Annotated in this window: 30 protein-coding genes and 1 tRNA gene; 28 read left to right on the top strand and 3 right to left on the bottom strand. The window is 33.4% G+C overall.

What is annotated here, in order from left to right:
- The first annotated feature begins 4 nt into the window (after positions 1–4).
- The 26 genes from DMR38_RS20860 to DMR38_RS20740 all read left to right on the top strand — a co-directional run bounded on the left by DMR38_RS20860 (position 5) and on the right by DMR38_RS20740 (position 20961).
- The gene (locus DMR38_RS20860; protein ID WP_127723566.1) at positions 5–1363 is read left to right on the top strand and encodes a phage portal protein; all 1359 of its coding nucleotides are present in this window, start codon (positions 5–7) and stop codon (positions 1361–1363) included.
- Positions 1341–2600 (top strand): minor capsid protein, encoded by a 1260-nt coding sequence (locus tag DMR38_RS20855; RefSeq protein WP_175413082.1) that lies wholly within the window; start codon positions 1341–1343, stop codon positions 2598–2600. The genes DMR38_RS20860 and DMR38_RS20855 overlap by 23 nt, the downstream gene beginning before the upstream one ends.
- A 1-nt stretch (position 2601) precedes the next feature.
- The gene (locus DMR38_RS20850) at positions 2602–2838 is read left to right on the top strand and encodes a hypothetical protein (protein ID WP_127723561.1); all 237 of its coding nucleotides are present in this window, start codon (positions 2602–2604) and stop codon (positions 2836–2838) included.
- A 139-nt stretch (positions 2839–2977) separates the two neighbouring features.
- On the top strand, positions 2978–3574 hold the full coding sequence (locus DMR38_RS20845; RefSeq protein ID WP_127723559.1) for a DUF4355 domain-containing protein: 597 nt from the start codon (positions 2978–2980) through the stop codon (positions 3572–3574).
- A 15-nt stretch (positions 3575–3589) separates the two neighbouring features.
- Positions 3590–4513 (top strand): hypothetical protein, encoded by a 924-nt coding sequence (locus DMR38_RS20840; RefSeq protein ID WP_127723557.1) that lies wholly within the window; start codon positions 3590–3592, stop codon positions 4511–4513.
- On the top strand, positions 4513–4746 hold the full coding sequence (locus DMR38_RS20835) for a Rho termination factor N-terminal domain-containing protein (RefSeq protein ID WP_127723555.1): 234 nt from the start codon (positions 4513–4515) through the stop codon (positions 4744–4746). The genes DMR38_RS20840 and DMR38_RS20835 overlap by 1 nt, the downstream gene beginning before the upstream one ends.
- A 30-nt stretch (positions 4747–4776) precedes the next feature.
- Positions 4777–5091, top strand: a complete 315-nt coding sequence (locus tag DMR38_RS20830) for a phage head-tail connector protein (RefSeq protein WP_127723553.1) — start codon at positions 4777–4779, stop codon at positions 5089–5091.
- The gene (locus DMR38_RS20825) at positions 5091–5411 is read left to right on the top strand and encodes a hypothetical protein (protein WP_127723551.1); all 321 of its coding nucleotides are present in this window, start codon (positions 5091–5093) and stop codon (positions 5409–5411) included. The genes DMR38_RS20830 and DMR38_RS20825 overlap by 1 nt, the downstream gene beginning before the upstream one ends.
- Positions 5401–5781 (top strand): HK97-gp10 family putative phage morphogenesis protein, encoded by a 381-nt coding sequence (locus tag DMR38_RS20820; protein WP_127723549.1) that lies wholly within the window; start codon positions 5401–5403, stop codon positions 5779–5781. Before DMR38_RS20825 ends, DMR38_RS20820 begins: the two co-directional genes overlap by 11 nt.
- A 98-nt stretch (positions 5782–5879) precedes the next feature.
- On the top strand, positions 5880–6161 hold the full coding sequence (locus tag DMR38_RS20815) for a hypothetical protein (RefSeq protein WP_243124386.1): 282 nt from the start codon (positions 5880–5882) through the stop codon (positions 6159–6161).
- A 6-nt stretch (positions 6162–6167) separates the two neighbouring features.
- A complete protein-coding gene (locus DMR38_RS20810; RefSeq protein ID WP_127723547.1) occupies positions 6168–7061 on the top strand; it encodes a SwmB domain-containing protein in 894 nt (297 codons plus the stop codon).
- 48 nt (positions 7062–7109) lie between these two features.
- Positions 7110–7478: a hypothetical protein gene (locus tag DMR38_RS20805; RefSeq protein ID WP_127723545.1), complete on the top strand. Its 369-nt coding sequence runs from the start codon at positions 7110–7112 to the stop codon at positions 7476–7478.
- Between the two features lie 116 nt (positions 7479–7594).
- Positions 7595–7789, top strand: a complete 195-nt coding sequence (locus tag DMR38_RS20800; RefSeq protein WP_127723543.1) for a hypothetical protein — start codon at positions 7595–7597, stop codon at positions 7787–7789.
- Entirely contained in the window at positions 7789–12276 is a 4488-nt protein-coding gene (locus DMR38_RS20795; RefSeq protein WP_127723541.1) for a phage tail tape measure protein, read from the top strand. Before DMR38_RS20800 ends, DMR38_RS20795 begins: the two co-directional genes overlap by 1 nt.
- Position 12277: 1 nt before the next feature.
- Complete coding sequence (locus DMR38_RS20790; protein ID WP_127723539.1) at positions 12278–13000, top strand: distal tail protein Dit; 723 nt, start codon at positions 12278–12280, stop codon at positions 12998–13000.
- Positions 13000–14676 (top strand): phage tail spike protein, encoded by a 1677-nt coding sequence (locus DMR38_RS20785; protein WP_127723537.1) that lies wholly within the window; start codon positions 13000–13002, stop codon positions 14674–14676. The genes DMR38_RS20790 and DMR38_RS20785 overlap by 1 nt, the downstream gene beginning before the upstream one ends.
- Complete coding sequence (locus DMR38_RS20780; protein ID WP_127723535.1) at positions 14666–15208, top strand: hypothetical protein; 543 nt, start codon at positions 14666–14668, stop codon at positions 15206–15208. The genes DMR38_RS20785 and DMR38_RS20780 overlap by 11 nt, the downstream gene beginning before the upstream one ends.
- Before the next feature lie 22 nt (positions 15209–15230).
- Entirely contained in the window at positions 15231–16178 is a 948-nt protein-coding gene (locus DMR38_RS22165) for a hypothetical protein (RefSeq protein WP_127723533.1), read from the top strand.
- 12 nt (positions 16179–16190) lie between these two features.
- Positions 16191–16898 carry a hypothetical protein gene (locus DMR38_RS20770; protein WP_127723531.1) on the top strand — a complete coding sequence of 236 codons (708 nt, stop codon included), beginning with the start codon at positions 16191–16193 and terminating at the stop codon, positions 16896–16898.
- 11 nt (positions 16899–16909) lie between these two features.
- Entirely contained in the window at positions 16910–17836 is a 927-nt protein-coding gene (locus DMR38_RS22050) for a hypothetical protein (protein WP_175413081.1), read from the top strand.
- Between the two features lie 42 nt (positions 17837–17878).
- Entirely contained in the window at positions 17879–18142 is a 264-nt protein-coding gene (locus DMR38_RS20760; protein WP_127723529.1) for a hemolysin XhlA family protein, read from the top strand.
- A 12-nt stretch (positions 18143–18154) separates the two neighbouring features.
- A complete protein-coding gene (locus tag DMR38_RS20755; RefSeq protein WP_127723527.1) occupies positions 18155–18970 on the top strand; it encodes a GH25 family lysozyme in 816 nt (271 codons plus the stop codon).
- A 2-nt stretch (positions 18971–18972) separates the two neighbouring features.
- Positions 18973–19524, top strand: coding sequence for a hypothetical protein (locus tag DMR38_RS20750; RefSeq protein WP_127723525.1), 552 nt, complete (start codon positions 18973–18975; stop codon positions 19522–19524).
- A 127-nt stretch (positions 19525–19651) separates the two neighbouring features.
- Positions 19652–19789: a hypothetical protein gene (locus DMR38_RS22045; protein WP_175413080.1), complete on the top strand. Its 138-nt coding sequence runs from the start codon at positions 19652–19654 to the stop codon at positions 19787–19789.
- A gap of 194 nt (positions 19790–19983) precedes the next feature.
- The gene (locus tag DMR38_RS20745) at positions 19984–20196 is read left to right on the top strand and encodes a DNA-binding protein (RefSeq protein ID WP_127723523.1); all 213 of its coding nucleotides are present in this window, start codon (positions 19984–19986) and stop codon (positions 20194–20196) included.
- A gap of 114 nt (positions 20197–20310) precedes the next feature.
- Complete coding sequence (locus tag DMR38_RS20740) at positions 20311–20961, top strand: DUF4352 domain-containing protein (RefSeq protein ID WP_243124385.1); 651 nt, start codon at positions 20311–20313, stop codon at positions 20959–20961.
- A gap of 173 nt (positions 20962–21134) precedes the next feature.
- Here the strand turns inward: DMR38_RS20740 and DMR38_RS20735 are convergent.
- From DMR38_RS20735 to DMR38_RS22040, 3 genes are all read right to left on the bottom strand, one after another.
- Positions 21135–21210 (bottom strand) — tRNA-Pro (locus DMR38_RS20735).
- A 464-nt stretch (positions 21211–21674) separates the two neighbouring features.
- Entirely contained in the window at positions 21675–22043 is a 369-nt protein-coding gene (locus DMR38_RS22465; protein WP_243124383.1) for a transposase, read from the bottom strand.
- A gap of 215 nt (positions 22044–22258) precedes the next feature.
- Entirely contained in the window at positions 22259–22468 is a 210-nt protein-coding gene (locus tag DMR38_RS22040) for a hypothetical protein (protein WP_127723521.1), read from the bottom strand.
- 43 nt (positions 22469–22511) lie between these two features.
- Between DMR38_RS22040 and DMR38_RS20720 the strand changes: the two genes are divergently transcribed.
- On the top strand, positions 22512–22853 hold the full coding sequence (locus DMR38_RS20720; protein ID WP_127723519.1) for a hypothetical protein: 342 nt from the start codon (positions 22512–22514) through the stop codon (positions 22851–22853).
- Positions 22850–23146 (top strand): CPBP family intramembrane glutamic endopeptidase, encoded by a 297-nt coding sequence (locus DMR38_RS20715; protein ID WP_243124382.1) that lies wholly within the window; start codon positions 22850–22852, stop codon positions 23144–23146. Before DMR38_RS20720 ends, DMR38_RS20715 begins: the two co-directional genes overlap by 4 nt.
- Positions 23147–23240 lie beyond the last annotated feature (94 nt).

The following is a 23240-nucleotide window of genomic DNA, read 5'->3' as shown; positions in this document are numbered from 1 at the left end:
CATTATGCCAGCAGACTTAGAACTTTTAAGAAAATGTAAGCAAGATTTTGATATGAAACTTCCAATATACATGAGTATGCAAAAATATTATGATGGCCATACCGAGGCTATGGAAAAGTACAAAATGATAACTAAGCGTGCTAATACAAAAGTACGTTGTAATTATATACAAAAATTCGTTAATGAAGAGGCTTCTTATTGCTGTGGAAATAAAATAACATATTCAAGCCACTCCAGTAATGCGAATGTAATTGAGGATATAAGGCTAAATTTTAAGCATTGGAAGGAAAAACATAATAAAGAGTTGTGTAAACAGAGTCTTATTTTTAATGAAGCTTATGAGTTATATTATATTGACAGTAATGGCTTATTTAATAATTTGATTTGTACGCCATTAAATTCTTATATTTTACAGGATGATTTCGGCAATACGCAGCTTTTTATTAGATTCTGGACAAAGAAATTTGATGATACACATACTTTATATGCTGATGTTTACACAGATACGGACATTGGTCATTATACCGTTATAGGAGACATATTTCAGCCTGTAAGTAGTAATAATATTGATACCAATGTATTTGGTAAAGTGCCAGTTAGTGTAGTTGAAATAGGAACTGTAGACGAAAGTTTATTTTCTACTTTGAAAGGGCTTCAAGATGGTTATGAAACTAACTTGTCTGACATGGTGAATGAGATAAGCGATTTTAGAAATGCATATCTTGCCTTTAAAGGTTGTAAACTTGATGATACAACAAAGGACGAAAATGGAGAAACTGACCTTGATAAAATGAAGAGGTTGGGAGTTATGAATTTACCAGGAGAAAAGGCAGACGCTAAGTGGTTAATCAAAGAGATAAACGATAGCTTTGTACAGAACACTTTGAATACCTTAGAAGATAAGATGTATCAATTAGCTTCTCATATAAATAATAATGAAAAACTTGTTAGTAATACAAGCTCTTTGGCTCTTAGAAATAGGCTAATTGGTTTGGAGGAAAAATGTACTAATAACATACAGGCTTTAGTTGATGCCATTAAAGTGAGATTGCAATTTTTATTTATATATCTTCAGATAAAACAAAATAAAAATTATGACTGGAAAGATATAGACATAAAGATTGTTCCAAACATACCTACAGATGATTTGATGATGAGTCAAATAATATCACAACTTAATGGAAAATTAAGTCTTAAAACTGGACTTTCCCAACTTTCATTTGTTGATAATGTTGACAATGAAATGGCAGAGCTAAAAAAAGAGAATGAGGCTAACAGCATTGGTCAAAGTCTTTTGAATGGTGGTGGAATAGATGAAAATGGATCCCCAGTACCGGAAGATGGTGGAGCAAATAAGGCTTGATTCTGAAAAATATGCAGATGAACAAATGAAAGATGTGTATTCTAATCAAAAAGACAAGCTTAATGAACTACATAGCTTCATAGGCCTACTTTATATAAAATATAGTGTAGATGGTATGCTAAAATTTAATAACTCTCAAAAAGCTTCTGTAATGGCTCAAATTGATGATAAATTAAAGGGTATGGGAAAGGATTTGGGGCAAAAGGAAGTTAGTAAGGTTAAGGGTATACTGGATAAAACCTATAAGGATACTTATTGTAAAAATGCTTATGTACTTGATAGTGGTATGGATGTAGATATAAAATTCAAGATGCCAAAACAGGAATTTATTGATTCAGCAGTAAATGCAAAATTCAAGGAGGAAACTTTTAGCAGTAGGATTTGGAACAATAAAGCTGCCATGATAGATAAATTAAAAGATTCCATAGCTGAAGCCTCTAAAGGCAATACTACAATAGATAAAATAGCAAAAGATATACAGCATACTTTTAATGTTTCTGCTTATGATAGCAACCGTCTTGTGTCAACTGAAACTGCAAGAGTGGCAGTGAAAGCACAGGAACAAATTGGGCTTGATTCTGGATGCAAGGAAGTAATGTGGTCTGCAACTTTAGATAGTAGGACGGCTCCACATGATGCAAGCCTTGACGGTAAAGTTTGGGGAATAAATGAAAACCACCCTGAACCAGTTATTGATACGCATCCACGTTGTCGTTGCGTACTTATAAATGTACCTTTTGCAGACTGGAAGCCGACAAAAAGAAAGGACAATGAGACTAAGGACATTATTGATTATAAGGATTATAAACAATGGTTAAATAATTCCAAAAGTGATATAATACCTACAGGAGCAATTTCACCGGATGATTTTAAAAGACGTGATAAACATGCAGAATTGTATTATGAAGAAATACGTAATAGAAAGTCTGATATTAGTACAATTGCTAAAAATACAGGTTGGGATATAGAAAAGATAGATGCTGTAAAACATCATGTATTTTTAGATAAGCATTTGCTTAATGGAGAAATGCAGAGATTTGCCTCTGACTATGATATGGCTCAAGCTTGGCAAAGATTGATTGATGGTAATAATATTAAAGATTCTGATTTAATATTATTAAATCATGAATATGAAGAATTAACCCAAATGAAAGTACACAATTATGATTACAGAACAGCCCATAAAGTTGCAAATAAAAAATATAATTGGTGGTCAATGATAACAGGAGATGATTAGTGTGTGGTGGCATCTAAAAAAAATAAAAGATGATACAGAAAAAATAATATATGCTTATAGTAAAGAAAGTGATCTTTTAGATGGACAAATCGAATATAATAAGAAAACTAAAAAGATTAACTGTTCAAAATTAGCGTTAAATGATACATCTAAAAGTGTACAGAAATTTTTCACCCATGTTTATAGAGTGATAGTAAAAGAAAATGCGCCTGATGAGAAATTCATAACAATTGGTTAAAAGCACTTACTAAGAAAAAACAGTAGGTGCTTTTATTATGCTTAAAATTTAAGTCTTAGAAATAAGACTTTTTTATTTTGTAAAAATTGGACTTACAGGGCATAAGAACTGTAAGGACTATATTAAGGAGTGAATATAAATGACACAAGAAGAAATAAAAGCGTTAACAGATGCCGTTACAAAAGGTGGGGATACCCTTACAAACTATGTCAAGGGTTTAAAGGCTACAGAACCAGAAATAAAACTTGATGGAGTTAAAAAGTTCTTGGAGGAAAATGACGAGGGTAAAACATATTTACAGAGTGTTGCGGATAAACGTGTTACTGATGGTATTGAAACTTTTAAGAAAAATAATCTTCAAAACTTAGTTGATGAAGAATATAAAAAGCAGCACCCTGAAGCTGATCCAAAGGATACTGAAATTGCAAAACTGAAAAAACAGTTTGAAGATATGCAAAAAGAAAATCTTAAGAAAGATTTAACCAATAAAGCTCTTAAGACCATGACAGAGAAAAAACTTCCTACTGATTTGGTTAATTTTATTGTTGGAGCTGATGAAGATACCACAAATAAAAATCTTGAAACCTTAGAAAAGGTATTTTCAACACATGATGAAGCTATAAAGACAGAAATATTAAAAGATGGTACTTATAAACCAGGCGGACAAGGTGGTGCAGAGCCAACTGAAGAAGCCGTTAAGGGACAGATAAATTCCTTATTTGGGATTAAAGAATAGAGAGGATGATGAAATATGACAAATACAATTAATTATGCAACTTTATTTATGACAGCGTTAGACACGCAAATGGTTCAGCAGTCAACAAGTGGATGGATGGAAGCAAATGCAGGACAAGTTATTTACAATGGTGGAAAGGAAATTAAGATACCTAAAATCAGTATGGATGGGCTTGGTAACTATGATAGACAACTAGGTTATCCGGGTGGATCAGTTTCATTGGATTATGAGACCATGACTATGACGCAAGATAGAGGTAAACAGTTTGTACTTGATTCCATGGATGTAAATGAGAGTAATTTTGTTGTTAACGCTTCAACTGTAATGGCACAATTCCAGAGACTTCAAATTATACCTGAAGTTGATGCTTATAGATACTCTAAGATAGCAAGTTTAGCTATAGCAAAAGGTAAAGCAGTTGGCGGATATACTCCTGTAGCAGATACTATATTGGAGAATTTAAAAGCTGATATAGTAAAGATACAAGATGTAATAGGAGATATTCCTCTTATAATTATTATGAGCAGGACGACTAAAGCTATTCTTGAAAGTTCAAAAGAAATAGCCAAACAATTAGTAGTTACTGAATTTGCAAGTGGAGCTTATACAACTAAAGTCTCCATGATAGACGATTGTCCTATAATTTCAGTGCCAAGTGCGAGACTTAAGACGGCTTACTTATTTAGGGATGGAAGGACTACTGGACAGACACAAGGCGGTTTTACGCCAGATACAGCTGCTAAAAATATTAACTGGATTATATGCGCTCAAAATGTACCTATAGCAGTTTCAAAAACCGATAACATGAAGATATTTACTCCGGAACAAGTACAAGATGCAGATGGCTATAAGATGGACTATAGAAAATATCATGATCTTTGGATTCCAGATAATAAATTTGATGCTATATCTGTAAATATAAAGGAGGCATTGGCATAATGTTTAAACTACAGAATTTAAATGTTATTAGGAAGGTTGAGACAGAGGAGGAAAAATCAAGACTCGAAAGTCAGGGTTTTAAAGAAATTGGGGAAGTAAAACCTGATTATGATGATATGATTTATAATGACCTGAAACAAGCAGCTAAAGAAAAGAATATTGAAGGTTATTCCAGTATGAAAAAGGAAGATTTGATTGCAATTTTGAAGGGATTAGAGAGTGAGGAAAAATAATCACTCTCTTTTTTATTTGGAGGTGATCTTATGGCAGCTATGGATGATGTTAAGGAATTAAAAGGATGGCAAGATAGTTCACATGATGGTGTAATAAAAATTTATATTCGCAGAGCCGTAACTCTTATTAAAGAGCATCTTAATTTAAGAATTGATGATGCTACCGATATTGCAACAGTTTATCAGGATGCCGTTGTATGTTATGTAATGGAGCAATTCGACAGAAAAGGGAATGAAGCAACAAAACAATATTCTCAAGGCAGCAGAAGTGGAACATATGAAAACAGCTTAAGCGAGAATGTAAAAAATTTGCTCCCGGTTCCATATGTGAGGATGATGGGATAATGAAATGTGATTTTACAGTTGGTATCTATGTAAAAACAGAAGGGCATCAAGATAGCCATGGTTCTTGGGTACCAGGTGGAGAAAATAAAGTTAAAGATATTGATTGTGATATACAGCCTTATAGTCAGGAGCTTTTACTTAAGAAATACGGCTACGACATTAAAGTGAATAAAAGGATATTTATTGATGATTTTGAGCCTAGTATAAAAATCGGTACCATATTAAAATATTTGAATAAACAAAATCAAACTGAGGCATATGAGGTTAAGTCTATACCTTGGGATGATGGATACATGGAGGTGATGTGCCTTGCCATATAAAAGTAATCTTAATAATGTTTTAAGTGCTTTAGAAAAAGCAAAGAAAGATGCACTTACTACTATAGGGGCTTTTGTAAAAGCTGAAGCACAATTAAGAGCACCAGTAGGAAAAAAAGAAGATGGCGATATAGACCCGGGCAGACTTAGAAGAAATATTGATTTTAAAGTGCATGACGATAATAATGGTGTTGATGTTGGTGCTACTAATGCAGTAGTAAATAAAAAGCGCGAGCCTTATGCTGCATGGGTTGAAAAGGGTACGTCCAAAATGCCAGCTCAACCATTCTTAGAACCTTCAGTAATGGATAACTTAGGTAAGATTGAGGAAATAGCAGGGCAGAAAATAAAAGTTAATATGGGAGGAAAATAAGATGTTAAATTTGTATGATGTGATATTTTCTTTAATTAATCCGGTAGTTGATTCTTACGCAGAACATTATCCTACAAGCGAAGAAAAAGTATATCCATATGCAGAATTTAATTTTCCCTAACGTTTCCGCTAACAATGAATATAGCGACCTCAATCAACTTCAAATTGATATTTGGAATAATAAATCCGGTCAAGTCGAGGAAATAGAAACAATTGCAGACAATTTGGTAAAAATACTTGATAAAAAAATAATAAAAACTGACAGTATGTTGATGCAAATTTTTAAGGATAAACCATTTAGATTGAAGCTTCCGGACCCGGTTATAAATATCCAACGCAGGGAGCTTAAATTTTTAGTGAAATTATACGAGAAAGGATGATGAGAAATGTCCGATATAGATACAACAGGGTTGCAAACAACAGGATTTAATGAGAAAACTATGGAACATCTTGTACTTGATGCAGGTGCGATTTATAAGAATTTCGGATTGCCTAGTCAAACGGTTGTTGGTGCAACAAGTGGTGGAAATGAGTTTGATGCAAAGGCTAAAACAAGGCAGATAAAGGTGGATGGTGTTAAGGCAGCCAATGCAAAGGGTATGGAGGTGATTGACAGTATTACAACGACACTGAAATGCAACTTTATTGAGATTACAAAAGAAATTTTAGCGGCAGCACTTATTGCAAACATAGATAGTGCAAGTGATTCCAATTATGATATTATAACTGGAAAAACTATAATTGCGGATAGTGATTATATACAGAATTTAGCTTGGGTTGGTACTCTTTCAGGAAGTTCAAAGCCAGTAATAATTGTTATTTATAATGCGCTTTGCTTGGATGGACTACAAATAAAGCCTCAGGATTCTAAGGATAACACATTAGACGTAACATTTACGGCTCATGCAGACCCATCAAAACCGCAAGAACTTCCTTATAAAATTTATTATCCAAAACTTACTGAGGATGATGGTTTTATAGTTTCTAGTGCAGCAGTTTCAGGTGGAAAAATAGTTTTAACTATGAATGATGATGTAGCTGAAACAGTTCCTAAAGATGGTTTTGTAGCTACAATATCAGGATCAGGTGATGTAATTACAGCAGCCGCAAGGGGAACATCAAACACAAAGACAATAGAACTTACCTTAACTACGGCCATAGCTTCTGGACAAACAGTTGCACTTTCATATACAAAACCTACAGATGATAGTAAACAAGTTCAATCAGCTAGTGGCATTGTATTGGATACATTTGCGACAATAAATGTCCCAAATGTTTAAGTTAAACACTCTTAATAGGGTGTTTTTTTATTTTAGGAGGTAAGGGAAATGGCAGAGGAAAAGAAGAAGGAAAAATTATTAAAGAGAAATTTAAAGACCAGTGATTTGTTTAGTTTTACTAGGATTATAAAGAAAATGAATATGAAAAAAGAACTTAAAGAAATTGCAAAAGATGTAACTGGAAAAACTGAAAAGGAAAAGAAACAAGCTTTACTGGGGTTAAGAGCAGATTTAATGCTTTTATTTGTTGAAAATATAGGAAATGCTGAACAGGAGATATATAGGTTCTTAGGTAGTTTGAGTGATAAAGAGGCACAGGAAATTGCAGACCAATCTCCAAAAGATACTTTTGCAATGCTGGGAGAAATAATGGATGATGAGAGTTTTGGCGATTTTTTATCTACAGCACTCAAATAGATGATGTTGAGTGCTTAGATTTACTTTTAAGTAGATATGGTCCGTCTGTATTAGATTTAGATATTTATTATGGACTTGAATTAATTAAAAAGGCATATGAAGAAAAGACAAATTCTATGGTTTGGGATATGTGGCTTGCTAAGTATCCATGGATGGATAAGGATAACTTCATAAATTTTGAAGATTTCAAAAAACAAATGATAGGAGATCCACACGAGTCAAAGCCAAAACCTAAAACAAAAGAAGAAATTTACAAGCAGGCAGATGATATTCTAAATGCTTTTAATAAATCTAAAGGGGGTAAAATCTAATGGAAATATTTAGTCTAGTAGGTTCTATTCTCCTGAAAGATAATGATGTAAAAAATAAACTGAAAGATGTTGATAATACAGCTAAACAAACAGGGAGTACCTTTGATAGTACATTTGGCAAGATAGTAAACAGTGCTTCCAAGTTAGGAAGAAATGTAGGTGCTGTATTTGATAACTTAGATAAAAAGTTTCAACTGTGGATGGAGGACAATAAGAAGTCCGCAAGCAATACAGAGATAAACAATAAAGCCCTTGAAAACTATAAAGGTAAGTTACAGGCGCTATCTACAGAACTTGAGAAAAGTCAAAAGGCTTTAAAAGGTGTTGCTGATGAATTTGGAAAAGATTCAACTGAGTATAAAGAGGCTGAAAATCATGTTATGGATTTGAAGCTTAAATATAAGCAGCTTGAAGATGAAAGTAAAAAGCTTCAGAAAGCCAATGATTCAATAAATTTTAAAAAGATAGCAGAGGGAGCTATTAGTGTTGGATCAGCTATGACTATGAAATTTACTACACCTATTTTGGGGGCATTTGGTTTAGCCGCAAAGTCTGCAACAAGTTTTGAGCATCAGATGGCAGATATAAGAAAAGAAGTTGCTGCTTCTGGAATACCAATATCACAGGTAAATTCATTAATGAAAGAAATGTCGCAGGATTCCATAAAGTGGAGTGAGGATTTCGGACAGTCTACAGATGATATAAACAAAGGACTTTTGACGTTAGTTAAGGATGGTTATTCTGGTAGTGAATCTATTAAAATTATGAATACTGCTTTATATACAAGCAGAGGTGCAAATGAAGACTTGGCGACTGTTATAGATCAATTAGGTTCTAGCCTTGAAGCCTATGGAATGAAAACCAATAATGCCGCACAGACAACCAACAATATGTCTAAAATGGCAGATACTTTTGCATATGTAAGTAATCATACCAAGGCAAGTATAACAAGCTTAGGTGAAGCTGCCAGTGTTATGGGTTCTACATTCACAGCTTTAAAGATCCCAATGACGCAGGGTGCTGCTGCTATAGGTGAATTGCAAAGTAATGGTATTGATGCAAGTACTGCCGCAAATGCACTAAAGGCTGGGCTTGTTAATTTAGTTCATCCTTCTAAACGAATGAGTGCTGCAATGAAAGAAATGAACCTTCAGGTATTTGATTCTAAAGGGCAAATGAAGGATTTGCCAACTATATTAGATAAAATACAGAATGGTACACAAGGTTGGACTGATAAACAAAAACAGGCAGCTATAGCTACTTTATTTGGGAAAGAGTCATTATCTACATGGAATGTTTTAATTCATAAAGGTGGAGGATACCTTAGAGATTTATCTACTCATGCCGGAAACGCTACAGGTGAAGTTAAAAAGTTATCTGATAGTATGAAGGATACTCCTGCTAATAAATTTAAAGAACTTAAAGAGAGTGTACATGCATTAGCTGTAAGTTTTGGACAGGATGTACTTCCAAGTTTATTACCATTAGTTAATGGAATTACTAATTTAATAAAGCATTTTAGCAATCTTAATGATGGCACTAAGAAGTTTATTGTTACTACATTAGCTTTAGTTGCTGGGTTAGGTCCTGTAATATTGATTTTTGGGAAGACTTTAGATACAATAATAAAACTTCATGAAAATATAGGTAAGCTTCAGCAGGGCTTTACAAGGCTCGGGGGTATATCTGGAATATTAGGTGGAGCATTAAAAGCACTTCCATTTATAGCTGTTGTAGCAGGAATTGCGGCAGCAATAGCTGTTGGGTATGAACTTTATAAGCATTGGGACCAAATAAAAGCTAAAGCTGGAGAACTGAAGAATTCTATTGCAACACACTTCAATAATATAAAAACTTCTATTGCTAATGTCTGGAATAGTATAAAAACATCAACTATAAATGTATGGAATGGAATTAAGACATCCGTTTTAGGTGTATGGAATGCTTTAAAAACAAGTGTAACAACAATTTTTAATAGTATTGAAGCAACTATAGTTGCCGTTTGGAATGGAATAAAAACAGCAATAATGACAGTTATAACTCCTATAGTTAATGGTGTTATTAATTTATTTAATTCCATGAAAACAGGAATATTTAATATTTTTAATGGATTTAAAACATTCTTTATAGGGATTTGGCAAGCTATTAAAACTATTTTTCTTGGAGCTGTACTTTTAATAATAGATTTAGTAACAGGAAACTTTACTAAACTATCTCAAGATGCGCAACTAATTTGGAATGATCTTAAAACTGCTTTCTCCAATATTTGGAATGGAATAAAAGAAATATTTACTGGAGCATTACAAGCTATAGCTGCCTTTCTATCTACTGAATGGGAAGGTATAAAAAATATAACTTCCACAGTATGGAATGGTATAAAAACTTTCTTAAGTGATTTATGGAATGGTCTAAAATCTATAGCAAGTACAGCATGGAACGCTATGAAAGAAGCCATTTCCAGTATAGTAACAGGAACTATAGAGACTATAAAGTCTATATGGAATGGAATTATAAACTTTTTTAAAGATTTACCATCTAATTTAGAAACTTTAGGACGAAATATGTTTGATGCCATGAAAAATGGTATATCCAGTGTATTGTCAACTATAGGTGGAGTAGTTAGAAATGGCTTTGATGATGCTATAAACTTTCTTAAAAATTTACCTAGTGAGGCTTTACAGTGGGGTAAAGATTTCATCCAAGGATTAATAAATGGGATAAAGTCAATGATTGATGGAGTTGGTGACACTGTAAAGGGCATTGCTGATAAAATAAGAAGTTTTTTACACTTCTCACGTCCAGATGAAGGACCGCTGCATGATTATGAAACTTGGATGCCTGACTTTTTACAAGGGCTTGCAGATGGAATAACTAAAAATAAAGGCATAATAACAAAAGCAATGCAAGGACTTACGGGTGCTATGTCTTTAGGTTCTGGAAATAGTGACCAATCAACGCAGTATGGCCAGAACTTGAATAAATCTTTAGGACAGGGAATACAAGACAGCCAGGATAAAGTTATAAAGCCAGTTGATACTTTAAATACTACTATAACTAGTAAAATGGCTGCTCTTGTGCAGTCATTTATTCAGCATGGACAGAATTCAGATATCAATTTAGGTAATGGCATAACTACAAACTCGGATGCAACTATAAACCCACTAACAACATTAATAGCCACTATAACCACTGGAATAAAAACTTTTGTTCAATCTTGTATTCAGCATGGTCAAAACACTGATACTAACCTTGGTAATGGAATAACTAATAAATCCGGTGATGTAATTAATGCTGCAAACAAAGTAACTACTACTGTAGGAAATAATCTTGATACTTTTGCAAAAGGTTCTGTCAAGTATGGCCAGGAAACAGACACTTCTATTGGAAATGGTGTAACCAATACGATACAAACTGTTGTGACTGCAATAAACAGTGTAACAACTAAAATGGGTGACATACTAAAAAGTTTTGCTAGTTCATGTGTTTCTATTGGTCAATCAATTGGAGATTCTATAGCAAGTGGTATGAGAGCCAGTGAAGCTAATGCAGCTTCTATAGCACATGAACTGGTTCAAAAAATATTAGATGCGTTTACCAGCCCTGAAGGTTTTGACATACATTCGCCTTCACGAAAATTATTTCAAATAGGTAACTATGTAATTCAAGGGTTCATAAACGGATTGTCTTCTCAGGATGCAGTTGCTATTTTCCAAAATAAAATTATGTCTATGCTTAGTGCGGCAGGTGCCATGAGTGGAAATGTAGCAGAATGGATTATGATGGGCATTATGGCTGAAGGTGCTCCGCTTAGTTGGTTTTTGCCACTTGAAATGATAGCTTCACGTGAAAGTGGTGACCCTGGTAAACTTGGCACTGGAAACCCAGGACTTATAAATAATATTGGCGTGGGGAACGAATATGCAACTGGATTAATGCAGGTTTTACCTTCTACTTTTAGGGGCTATTTTGGTTCAGATGCAGGAATATTTAACCCTATAATGAGTGTAAGAGCTGCCATAAGAGAAATAAGGGAAAGTTGGGGTGGAAATCCTTATAACATACCAGGACTTATGGATGGTAATGGGTATTTAGGTTATGAGACTGGAACGAATAATGCAACAGAAGGAGCACATCCAGTAGCTGAAAATGGATTTGAAATAGTTCTTGGTAAAGCTCTTAGATGGTTTTCTGGTGGGGAAACTGTTTTAAATAATAAAGATAGCATGACTTTATTAGATAATATCAAAAATGCTGTGGAAACTGTAAAGAGTTTAGGAAACATGAGTTTTAGTTCAATGCCTACTATAAAAACTCAGGAAACTGAAAGCATAGAAAATAAAAATACCGAGACAAAAAAACAGCCAGTAATATTAAAACTTGTTTTGCAGAATGGAAGAGAATTAGCTGAATACATGATTGACGACATAAATAAATTACAAGGTGAAATTCAGTTAAGTAAAAATAGAGTAGCTTTAGGGAGGAGATAAAATGATTTATGGTTTAACTTTTAACGGCAAACATTCATTACAAGATTTTGGCCTATATATTGAGAAAAAGACCATAAACCCTCCTGCTAAAACTAAGATACTTGAGGCAGTACCTTTCATGAACAGTAAGTATGATTTTAGTACTGTTGGCTCTGGAGGTGAACAGGTTTTTGATACTAGGACTATAACTGTTAAACTGGCATTGCTCTGTTATAGCATGGAAGAATTATATACCATCTATAGTCAGGTACTCGAATGGCTAACTGATTGTGGTCAATCTCAACTTATTTTTGATTTTGACCAGGCATATTATTATCTTGCAGATGTTCAGGAGGCTTCAAAGTTTGAAGATTTTAAAGAGAATGCAGAGCTTGAAGTTACTTTTGTAGCTGAACCATTCCGTTACAGTGTTGATTATATGGGAGATGATATTTGGGATAATTTTAATTTTCTTACCGATTATACTCAATACACTAATGAGTTTAATATAACAGAAATAGGACCTGGTACAACAGTAATTATGTATAACAATGGTAGACTTGTAAAACCAGTTATTAATGTTGATGCGGATAGCATGAGGGTAAATTATAATGGTAAAAACTATTACCTTAATAAAGGCGATAATAAGTTATGGAATCTTAAATTAGAAAATGGACAAAACATTTTGCACTTTTATAATGCACTTGGAAAAGTAAAAATAATATTTAGAAATGAGGTGCTTTGATGTATAAAGTATGCTTATATAATGCTGGACAAGAAACATTAATACACTATCCAACAGCAGATAAAGAAGCACCACACCTTTTTAAAATGGATTTGCAGGAGAAGGATAACGACGTTGATACCTTCTCCTTTTCTATTGATATAGGTAATGCAGGATATAATTCACTAAGGGAATTTAAGACAAAGGTAAACCTAATTGATACCAGGGATAATTCAATTAGGTTTACTGGAAGACTTTTAAAAGCTCCTGAAAAGATGGATTCTAATGGATTTTACAAAGAAGCTAGTTGTGAAAGTGCCTTAGCTTATCTTTTAGACAGCAATACCAGGACACAGACTTATTTAACAGCGGATGTAAAAAATGCCTTACAAGATTTACTTGATAGACATAATGCAATTGTAGAGGACGAGAAAAAAATATACCTGGGTACCATAGGTGTAATTGGTTCTATAGCTTATACATGCCAATATGAAAGTACATTAAGTGCAATGACCAATATGTTAAAAGGAATTGAGTGTCACCTTCAGGTTAGAGAAGATGATGGAAAGCTGTACCTGGACTGCTTGAAAGAATTAAATAGTAGAGTAGTTGAGGTACGTCTTGGTGAAAATATGAAAGAAATGATTAAAACCTATGATCCTACTGGCATTGGTACAAGAATTATTCCTTTAGGTGCTAATAATCTTACTATAGCAGATGCTAATGGAGGTCTTGACTATATCGAAGATCTAATTGCAAAAGGTTTGTTTGGAGTTATTGAAAAACCAGTATCATATTCAGATATAACGGATGCCGCAGAGTTAAAATCAAAAGCTACAGCAGATATAAATAATTATACACAACCTTCACTTACATTTGAAATAAATGCTCTTGATTTAAGTACATTGAGTAGTGTTCCAGCAGATACATTTAGAAAAGGCTTAAATCTTCATATAATAAATCCTGTAATGGGAATAGATGATGTGTACACCATAGTTGAAGTGGATGCTGATTTGACGCAAGTATATAATCCTAAACTAACTATTAGTAATATTCCTGCTACTATACAGGACATTATTTCAAGGAATGAAAATAATGCACTTAATAACGATTCTATCCACAACGGTGTACAAGTTGGAGATAGTTTTGGAATTAGGGTATCCAGTAGTGATGGCAAGATTGTAATAACCATAAATGCACTGGAAGGTATAACAATAGAAGATGTAGTAAAAAATTTGAAAAAGTTTTTTATAGATACAGATGGAAATTTAACTATGGATGGTATTCAAAAGATAACTAAGGATAATAAAGTAATAATTGAAAATACCTTTAATAACTATGGTGGAATTAATAATATATATGACAAAGATGGTAATTTAGTCTTTAAACTTGGAGTTGAAAGTGGTTCCAGTGATAATGTAGGAGCTACTTTAATTGGTTATAATAAAGGATCTGATAAACCACGATTTAAATTAGGCATAGCTAAAGACGGTGACTTTGGCACACTTCAAATGTTTAATAGTGAAGGAAAAGCCAAAGCTGTGGCTAATGGTAATGATAAAAATAATAATGGCGTATTCTTTATAGTTGATTCTAACGGAATAAGGCAGAGGCTTGCTACAGAGCGATATGTACAAACCTATGTAGCAGATCATATGCCAAGCACACCAGCAGGGGGTGGTACAAGTGGCAGTTGATGTAAGTCAACAAACAAGTTTAATCAGGCAGGGGATAAAAGGTAAGGATGTAAGAGAAGCTCTTGCCTCTGGAATTGAAAAAATTGCAGGTGATGAAAATCAGTTTGAAACTGATATGATGCAGCAGGAAACGGACTACCAAAGAGGTGTAGAACAGAGAATAAAGGATTTTGAAAATACTCAAAAGGAAGAGTGCCAAGACTTTGAAGCCTCTATGGAAGATAAACAGCAGTCATATGAAAAAAACATAACTGGAAGGCAGGACAACCTTGAGAACAGGCAGGGAAAACTTGAAGTACGCCAGACAAGTCTTGAAAATACATTTGACCAAGAAATTGAAAATGCAGTGAGTGACAACCCTTCATCTGCAGAAACTGTATATGCAAGAACCGACCACGTTAATAATAAGACTTACCATAATTTAGGCGAAAGGCTTGATACATTGATAAATCTATTAGGCTATATACCTGTTGATGGCGGAAGTTTCTTTGAAGAGTATATAGAATTTGCTAAAGATGGAGGAACATTTTAAAAATTTTAAGGAGGAAATATAAATGGCACAAACAATACGATTGAAAAGAGGAAAAAATGCTAATGTTAATTCTTTGACTTTAGCTGCAGGTGAACCTGCTTTCGTATTAGATACAGGAAAATTGATAGTTGGTAATGGTACAGATAAAGTATTTATTAATCCTGATATAGGGACACCAGGTACTTATACCAAGGTTACAATTGATGCACAAGGAAGGGTAACTGTAGGTACTTCACTGTCCGCAAGTGATATACCAAATTTAACACTTTCCCAAATAACTGATGTAGGGACAGCTGCAAGCAAGAATATTGGGGCTGGATCTGGTAATGTACCTGTAATTGGGTCAGATGGTAAACTAAGTGCTAATATAATGCCTGCAATAGCAATATCAGATACTTTTGTAGTTAAATCCCAAACAGAGATGCTGGCATTAACTGCACAAGTAGGAGATATTGCAGTTAGAACAGATTTATCTAAATGTTATATCTTAACTACAAATGATCCTACAAAAGTAGAATGTTGGCAGGAACTTTTAACACCAGCAAGTCCTGTACAAAGTGTGGCAGGAAAGACAGGTACAGTTACTTTGAGTGCATCTGATGTAGGACTTGGTAATGTAACAAATGAAAGTAAATCTACAATGCTTGCAAGTCCTGCACTCACAGGAACACCAACCGCACCAACTGCATCAACTAGTGCAAATAATACGCAGGTAGCCACTACAGCTTTTGTAAAATCACAAGGGTATGTGACATCTTCAGGAGTAACAAGTGTTGCAGCAGGAAAAGGATTATCTGGTGGTGGAAGTTCATCCAGTGTTGCATTAAATATCAACTGTGGGGATAGTATGAGCGTAGAGTCTGGTGCTTTAGATGTTAAAATAGATAATTCTAGTATTGTTCCAATGGCAAATGCAGCAGGGGCAACAGGTAGTTTATGTGTAGGAACTGTAGATGGAGGTACATTCTAGGGAGGCGATTGTATGTCAATAATAAAATTTAAGCGTGGTATAAAAAGTAACCTACCTGTATTAAGTGTTGGAGAGCCAGCATTTTGCACAGATACAAAAGAACTTTTTGTAGGCAGCAGTGAGGGTAATGTAAATTTATCAAATGTAAGTAAAGTAAATGGACATACTGCTAGTGGAACTCCAACAACTAGTGAAAAAACCGATATAATTAAAATGATAAATGAGGTTTTTACAGATGCCAATAATGGTAAAACAAAATTATATAATGCCATTATTGGCAAAGGAATAACACCAGGTAGTCAAACATTTACAGATTTAGTTAATGCAATAAATACACCTAGTTTAGTAAATACAGCAGGCGCAACAGCAACAACAGATGATATAGTATCTAATAAAGCTGCATATGTAAATGGAAATAAAATAACTGGAACAGGAAATAAAGCTAAAAGGTTTGTTAGTGGAACAATTACAGCAGATAGCCAGGGAAATTTTATGACATTCCCTGAGTTTGATGTTTCTACAGTTATTATTTCATTCACCTCGAGTAGAGGAATAAAAATGACAGGAGTTTTTATTAATAATGGTAGGAGCTCTGATTATTTTGTTGTGGGTTCAGATGGCAAAACATATAAGTATGATTACGATATAAGTTATATGCAGGGAAGAGTTTTCGGTACAGTCGACGCTAATGTAGATATATCATATAAAATTTATGAATAGGAGGGCAGAATATGGCTAATAAAATACAATTAAGGCGAGGGTTAAAAGCTAATCTACCAACTTTAGACGTAGGAGAGCCAGCATTTTGCACAGACACAAAAGAGTTGTATATCGGAACTGCAAATGGAAATGTAAAAATGTCTGACCCTATGGATGTGTTAAAGTTTGAAACAGCTGGGGGAACCGCAACGGAAATAACTCTCACTATTCCAAATTTAGCTAATGGAATATCTAAAACATTTATAGCAAGTGCAAATAATAATGGAGAGCCAACTACCATAAATGGATATGGATTATATAAACCTAATACTACTACAGCACCTAATTTAATAGGGGGAAAAGCATATACTGTTTGGTTTGCTAAACCGAGCCAAAATAGTCCATACTGTTTTTTTATCAAAGCTAGTGCAGAAGGTGATGCAGTTGCTGAAAATGTACTAGCTGAAAAGAAATTCAGCAATGATAATGATACAGGAATACCAGGAACAATGCCTGATAATGGTGCTGTAGTAATTACACCTAATACATCAAATCAACCAATAGGAAAGGGTTACCATAATGGCAGCGGATATGTAAAGGGTGATTCTAATTTACAACCCAAATATATATTAAAAGATAAACCTATATTTGGAGTTAATGGTACATTAAGTATAGAAAGTCTAGGTGGAAAGAGATTTAAAAGTAATTCATTCACAGTTACACAAGGGCAAACACTTACAATTCCATTGGATTTTAACCCAAGTGCTGTAATTGTTGTAATAAACTATAATGGAAAAAATTATTATAGTTGCAGATGGGGTGATTATTATTATACACCTTGGGCTACTTATTCAAATGAAAATTTGCTAGCAAATACGTATGTATCAAATTTAGGAATAAATAGTTTTGACTTCCACAGTGATTATGCATGTTCCTGCACATATATAGCAATGGAATAAAAAATAGGGATAAAGATATAAGTCAGTAGAAGGAGGTAGTGTATGAGTGAATGTTATGACGTAAAGCTATGTGCAGAAAAGCATAAACAAATAGATGAAACTTTTGATCTGTATGAGAGAAGATTAAACGATCATGCTGACAGGCTTAAAAAGCTAGAAGGAAGGGGAGAGCGAGTAGATGAAAAAATAGAGAACCTATGTGAACAAATTAATAATTTAGTAGTTACCCTTAGATGGGGTATGGGTATATTAGGAGCTTCATTCTTGGGGCTCTTTATTTATTTGCTAGAATTACATTTAAAATAAGGAGGTTTTAAAATGCTGAATGGAATTGACATATACGAAGGTGACAATATTTCGGATTGGGATTTAATCAAAAGAAACTATGATGTAGTAATACAAAAAGCTACTCAAGGAACTGGGCATACCGATAGACTTTTAAGTTACAGATACCCAAAAATTAAAAATGCAGGACTAAAAATTGGATTTTATCATTTTGCTTCATATAATTCAACTAACCCAATTGATGAAGCTCAACATTTTTTAAATGCTATAAAGGGTTTAGAAAGTGACACAATTCTATTTTTAGATATAGAGATAGAAGATAAATGGGATAAACAGATTGCGATAAATTTTGCAAATGCTTTCATTAAATATGTGCAAAGTCAAGGTTACAGCATTGGCATTTATACAGGCTACTATTTCTATAAGGATTACCTGAAAGGGAATATACCTCAGGTACCTTTATGGATTGCAAGCTATGGAAAACAGCCCCCTACTTATCCAGAAGATTCATGGCAGTACTCAGAGGATGGACAAATTTTAGGTGCTATTGGAAATGTAGACTTAAATTATTTCAATGAAAATATATTAAATGGAGGTACAAAAAAAGTGAAAAATATAGTATGTATCAATAATTCTGTAGATGAAAGGGCAGCAGGATATTTAGCTGATTTCTTACAATGCCCTATTATAAATAATGCTCTTGTGAAATTTGATTATAGCTGTGTAGAGAATGTTTATTGTGTAGGCGGTGGGCAATTCACAGATCATGCAAAACAAATAATAAAAGGACAAGATAGATATGGAACTTGCCAAGCTGTATTAGATTTTATTAAAAATGGAGGTAAATAATTATGGATATGAATATAATAACTAGTTTAGTAAGCGTGATGATTGGTGGAGCTATAGGATATATAGCTCCTAAAATTAAATTTAACAAGAATATGGAGGACAATATTAATACAGGATTAGCTGAAGCTGATAATTTAATAAGTACAGCAAAAGCTATAGCTCCAAATTCTAAAGTCGTAAATGTAATTGACTTTGTAGAAAAGAGAGCTGAAAAAGAGGTCCAAAATGCTGAACAATTAGCTCATATAGGGGACTTACAATCAAATGAAGAAAAGTTTAAATCTGCACAAGATGGCATATATAATTCATTAGAATTGATTGGGATTAAACCAGATGATAAATGGACAAAAGTTATTGATGATAGTATTCAAAGTGCTGTAAATCAATTAGGACATAAAACAGTTCCAGAGATTGAAAAAGATAAGAAAATAAATGAATTGCAGCAGCAGTTACAGGTAGTACAAGCAAGAAATAATCAGTTGCAACAAACTATAGCACAGATAAATGCAAGTACAGCTCAAACTGTAATACAAGCTCAGACAGCACAACAATAATTTATACCCCGGGAAACCGGGGCTTATTTTTTATTTTTTAGAAAAAAAGTAATAAAAATCTATAATAACTATTGACTTTTTACGTAGATATGTTATAATATAATTGTAAGGAGAAGGAGGTGAAGAAGTGGAATGGATAAGTAAATTAATAGCCCTAGTTATTTCAATACTAACAATTCGTCAACTGAACGTGACTTACAGGAAAACGAAGTTAGAAATTAAAAAACTAGAGCTGGAAATCCAAAAACTGAGGGAAGGGAAATAACTTCCCTCTCTAAAAAATATTTTATTTACTTATTTATTATACACGATAATATGAAAATATTAAACTTTTCTTTGATAATTTGTGGAATAATAATTGTGACATTAGGATGTAGGATCATGTTTGTTAAACTAAAAAAGAATAAATTAGAAGATGAAAAAAATAAGTTATTAAAAAAGCAAAACAAGGAGTGAATTATGGATCGTGATGAGCTTATAAAATTAATTAAAGATAATACTATGGATTCAAGTGAAGTTGTAGAATACTTAGGTATAAGTAAACAACGTCTTTCTGATATGAATAGACAAGGGAAATTAATAGCAATAAAAAAGGGAATTTACTTAAGAGAAGACGTTGAGAAAAGAAAATTAGAGCAAAGTGACCTTAGAAAAAAATATTATAAAAGATAATGTTAAGTCTAGTAGGAGAAATCTTGCTAGACTTATTTCTTTATTCCAAAATAGACAATATATGAATATTTTGTTACAATGTAATTAAAATTACATAATTAAGGGGGATTTACATTGGAAAATAAAAATATGACAAAGTGCAAAGCTTGTGGAGCTGATATTGCAAAAGGTGCTAAAAAATGTCCACATTGTGGCAAAGACCAGAGAAATTTTTTCATGCAACATAAAATTCTTAGTATTATTGGGATATTAATTATTATTGGGATTATAGGCGTTGCTACGGGTGGTAATAAAAATCAGGGAACTAAAGTAGGCGAAAGTACTAGTGCCAATAGTCAAGCACAAAAAGAAGAATCTAAAAAGAATGAAACGAAAACATTTAAAGTTGGAGATGTGGTACAGTTAAAAGATTACAAAATAACTGTTAATAAAGTATATAATGTTTCAGAGACTGACATGGATAAGCCTAAAGATGGAAATGAATTTATTGCTGTAGATTGTACTGTAGAAAACATATCTAAAGAACAGAAAACAGTATCATCAATTGCAATGTTTAAAGTAGTAGATAAAGATGGAAGGCAGTGTGAATATTCTTTAACAGGACAAAGCGCTGCTAATGCTGGACAATTAGATGGTGATGTTGGAGCTGGCAGAAAAATAACAGGCGTATATGTAGTTGAGGTCCCTAAAGGTACGACGGGATTGGAGCTGGAATTTGATGCTTCTTTAATTAGTTCTGGACAAGTTATTGTCAAACTTAATTAAAAATTTTTGAGTTACAAAAATACAATAATAGAGGTTAGGGAAAACTCCAGCTAAAAATAAGCTGGAGTTTTTTATTCTATAAACTTTATATAAATTTGAGAAAAGGTGGGTGAAAGGTGGGTATTATTAAAAATACCAATAAACTTAACTTGCACTCAACCTATCTATATCAATGGTCGGAGTGACAGGATTTGAACCTGCGACCTCTTGCTCCCGAAGCAAGCGCGCTACCATCTGCGCTACACCCCGCTTATATGCTATTTTATACCATATATAAAAAAAAGACAAGATACTTGTAAATTAGAGTTCCCCTATTTTTTCAGAAATGACTAAATACTACTTGTGGATAAGTTAAAAATAAACTTGAAAATTGCCTACAGATTTATAAAATTGAGTAAAAAGAATAAAACAGTCCATTAAGAGCTTAGGCGGTTGTGAATTTTTCCTAAAATAGGGTTTTATTGTTAGAAACGCCACTTGGCAGGCATGTTGTCTGCATGACTTAAAATATCCAACTCATTTAGTGGATTTCAGTAGTTATAAGGATTGCGTCGTAGAAAATTATAATAGGCAACCCAAAGAGAAACATCATAAAGAGCACCATTTTCACCTCTATAACTACAAGTAACACAGTAGGAAGACTTGAAGGTGCGGTTAAGCGCTTAACCATCTGCAATAAATTTTAGATCTTTATTTGGAAACTGTTTGAACTTTTAAAAAGCCATATGCATGGCTAGAATACAAGGACCTACAGAACTAGTATTGGACACCTGGTAGCCAAGAATAGACTTTTTATAGGCATCCATGACAATCCAAACGTAGTGTTTTATGCCTTTAACCTTGATATAAGTTTCATCAGCAGAAAGAATTTTAGAAGGTTTATAGTCAAAAGTATCTGTAAAAGGTTTAATAACTGAGGCATAAGTCACAGTATAATTAGCAATCGTTGTGTGTAAAATCTTTATGCCATGTGTTTCTGATAAAGCATGGGCAGTTTGTCCACTTAGCGGGACAGCTTTGACGTGAATTTTAATTTTGGGAAAACTCCAGGAACTGCAGTAATCCGCAGACAAGTGACTCATATAGGGTTTCTAGGTTAAACGCCTAAAATAGGCAGGTGGCTTAACAGTCGAGTAGGTATTTCATATCCTGATATATCTCTTATATTAAGTATATGTGATGCTCTGAAGATCAGTGAACATGAGCTTATTACAGCTAGCGAGGATTTACATCAGCATGAAATTGAAAGACAGGCTATGAAGTTAAAAAGAGCAATAAAAACTTATAAAATGGTATTTTACATTATATATGGGGTTACTTTGCTAGTATGTTCTATCTGTAATTTGGCAACTAGCCATACCCTATCCTGGTTTTTCATTGTACTCACGGCTATAGCAGTGGCTTTTTCACTTACATCTTTGCCTTTGATGTTTGAAAAAAACAGAGCACTTATAACACTTATTGGCTTCTTTATATCTCTAAATGCTCTGCTTTTGGTATGCTGCATCTATACGAGAGAAAATTAGTTTTTGGTGTCTTTTACATCGTTATTGTTTTCTTTTACAGTTGTATGTCCAGTTACGCTGGTTGCATTATTGTTACCTTGGATGTTCTTAGTTACTATTCGCTATATAAAAATAAATGCACTTTTTAGAGCCGCTATTTGTTTTGCAATTAGCGCAGTGTATATATTTCTAATCAATAGTGTATTAGCTACTATTATTGTTCACAAGCCATTTGCACTGCAGAAATACAATTTTAATGTATGGACAGGTAAATATGTAAACGGAAATATTATTCTTATCACCACAATGATACTTTTAATTATGGCAGTTGTATTATCAATTGCAGAAATTGCATTATTAATAAAAAGAAAGGAAAAGGAACTATGAGTAAAAGAGAAACATTAGAATATAAAGCATCATCATTAGATGGATATTACAAACTTCTTTTTAAAATGATTCCAGTTGCAGTGGCGATAAATCCCATAATGTGTCTTGCTCAATGCTTTGGTGAAGAATTTGCCTGGCGAGGTTACTTACTTCCTAAGTTATGTAAAATTTTTTCACCCTGGAAAGCGACCTTATTAACAGGCGTTATTGGAATCATTGGTTTTGTAGTGTTAGCTATAATTTGTTTTATTAGGATATATAAAGATAAAAACATTGCGAAACAATCTTTTTAAAGAACAAAGTGCAAAGTTCAAATATCAAATAAGGATAATTTTCTTCCTAACGTCAGAAAATATTAAAATTATAGATTCCCTAAGGTACGAGGGA

This window comes from Clostridium sp. AWRP, from assembly GCF_004006395.2.
Classification (GTDB): domain Bacteria; phylum Bacillota; class Clostridia; order Clostridiales; family Clostridiaceae; genus Clostridium_B.
The sequence above is the reverse complement of the archived record's forward strand: the minus strand, read 5'-3'. Positions and strand labels throughout refer to the sequence as shown.

What these genes read in the sequence shown, in the direction of transcription:
- DMR38_RS20715 (WP_243124382.1), top strand. Translation starts at nt 22,850, where the DNA reads ATGAGTAAAAGAGAAACATTAGAATATAAAGCATCATCATTAGATGGA.
- DMR38_RS22040 (WP_127723521.1), bottom strand. Translation starts at nt 22,468, where the DNA reads ATGCAGCATACCAAAAGCAGAGCATTTAGAGATATAAAGAAGCCAATA.
- DMR38_RS20795 (WP_127723541.1), top strand. Translation starts at nt 7,789, where the DNA reads ATGGAAATATTTAGTCTAGTAGGTTCTATTCTCCTGAAAGATAATGAT.
- DMR38_RS20825 (WP_127723551.1), top strand. Translation starts at nt 5,091, where the DNA reads ATGAAATGTGATTTTACAGTTGGTATCTATGTAAAAACAGAAGGGCAT.
- DMR38_RS22050 (WP_175413081.1), top strand. Translation starts at nt 16,910, where the DNA reads ATGGCTAATAAAATACAATTAAGGCGAGGGTTAAAAGCTAATCTACCA.
- DMR38_RS20860 (WP_127723566.1), top strand. Translation starts at nt 5, where the DNA reads ATGCCAGCAGACTTAGAACTTTTAAGAAAATGTAAGCAAGATTTTGAT.
- DMR38_RS20800 (WP_127723543.1), top strand. Translation starts at nt 7,595, where the DNA reads ATGGTTTGGGATATGTGGCTTGCTAAGTATCCATGGATGGATAAGGAT.
- DMR38_RS20815 (WP_243124386.1), top strand. Translation starts at nt 5,880, where the DNA reads ATGCAGAATTTAATTTTCCCTAACGTTTCCGCTAACAATGAATATAGC.
- DMR38_RS20810 (WP_127723547.1), top strand. Translation starts at nt 6,168, where the DNA reads ATGTCCGATATAGATACAACAGGGTTGCAAACAACAGGATTTAATGAG.
- DMR38_RS20845 (WP_127723559.1), top strand. Translation starts at nt 2,978, where the DNA reads ATGACACAAGAAGAAATAAAAGCGTTAACAGATGCCGTTACAAAAGGT.
- DMR38_RS20835 (WP_127723555.1), top strand. Translation starts at nt 4,513, where the DNA reads ATGTTTAAACTACAGAATTTAAATGTTATTAGGAAGGTTGAGACAGAG.
- DMR38_RS20785 (WP_127723537.1), top strand. Translation starts at nt 13,000, where the DNA reads ATGTATAAAGTATGCTTATATAATGCTGGACAAGAAACATTAATACAC.
- DMR38_RS20855 (WP_175413082.1), top strand. Translation starts at nt 1,341, where the DNA reads ATGGTGGAGCAAATAAGGCTTGATTCTGAAAAATATGCAGATGAACAA.
- DMR38_RS20840 (WP_127723557.1), top strand. Translation starts at nt 3,590, where the DNA reads ATGACAAATACAATTAATTATGCAACTTTATTTATGACAGCGTTAGAC.
- DMR38_RS20805 (WP_127723545.1), top strand. Translation starts at nt 7,110, where the DNA reads ATGGCAGAGGAAAAGAAGAAGGAAAAATTATTAAAGAGAAATTTAAAG.
- DMR38_RS20790 (WP_127723539.1), top strand. Translation starts at nt 12,278, where the DNA reads ATGATTTATGGTTTAACTTTTAACGGCAAACATTCATTACAAGATTTT.
- DMR38_RS20755 (WP_127723527.1), top strand. Translation starts at nt 18,155, where the DNA reads ATGCTGAATGGAATTGACATATACGAAGGTGACAATATTTCGGATTGG.
- DMR38_RS20750 (WP_127723525.1), top strand. Translation starts at nt 18,973, where the DNA reads ATGGATATGAATATAATAACTAGTTTAGTAAGCGTGATGATTGGTGGA.
- DMR38_RS20760 (WP_127723529.1), top strand. Translation starts at nt 17,879, where the DNA reads ATGAGTGAATGTTATGACGTAAAGCTATGTGCAGAAAAGCATAAACAA.
- DMR38_RS20745 (WP_127723523.1), top strand. Translation starts at nt 19,984, where the DNA reads ATGGATCGTGATGAGCTTATAAAATTAATTAAAGATAATACTATGGAT.
- DMR38_RS22165 (WP_127723533.1), top strand. Translation starts at nt 15,231, where the DNA reads ATGGCACAAACAATACGATTGAAAAGAGGAAAAAATGCTAATGTTAAT.
- DMR38_RS20770 (WP_127723531.1), top strand. Translation starts at nt 16,191, where the DNA reads ATGTCAATAATAAAATTTAAGCGTGGTATAAAAAGTAACCTACCTGTA.
- DMR38_RS22465 (WP_243124383.1), bottom strand. Translation starts at nt 22,043, where the DNA reads ATGAGTCACTTGTCTGCGGATTACTGCAGTTCCTGGAGTTTTCCCAAA.
- DMR38_RS20830 (WP_127723553.1), top strand. Translation starts at nt 4,777, where the DNA reads ATGGCAGCTATGGATGATGTTAAGGAATTAAAAGGATGGCAAGATAGT.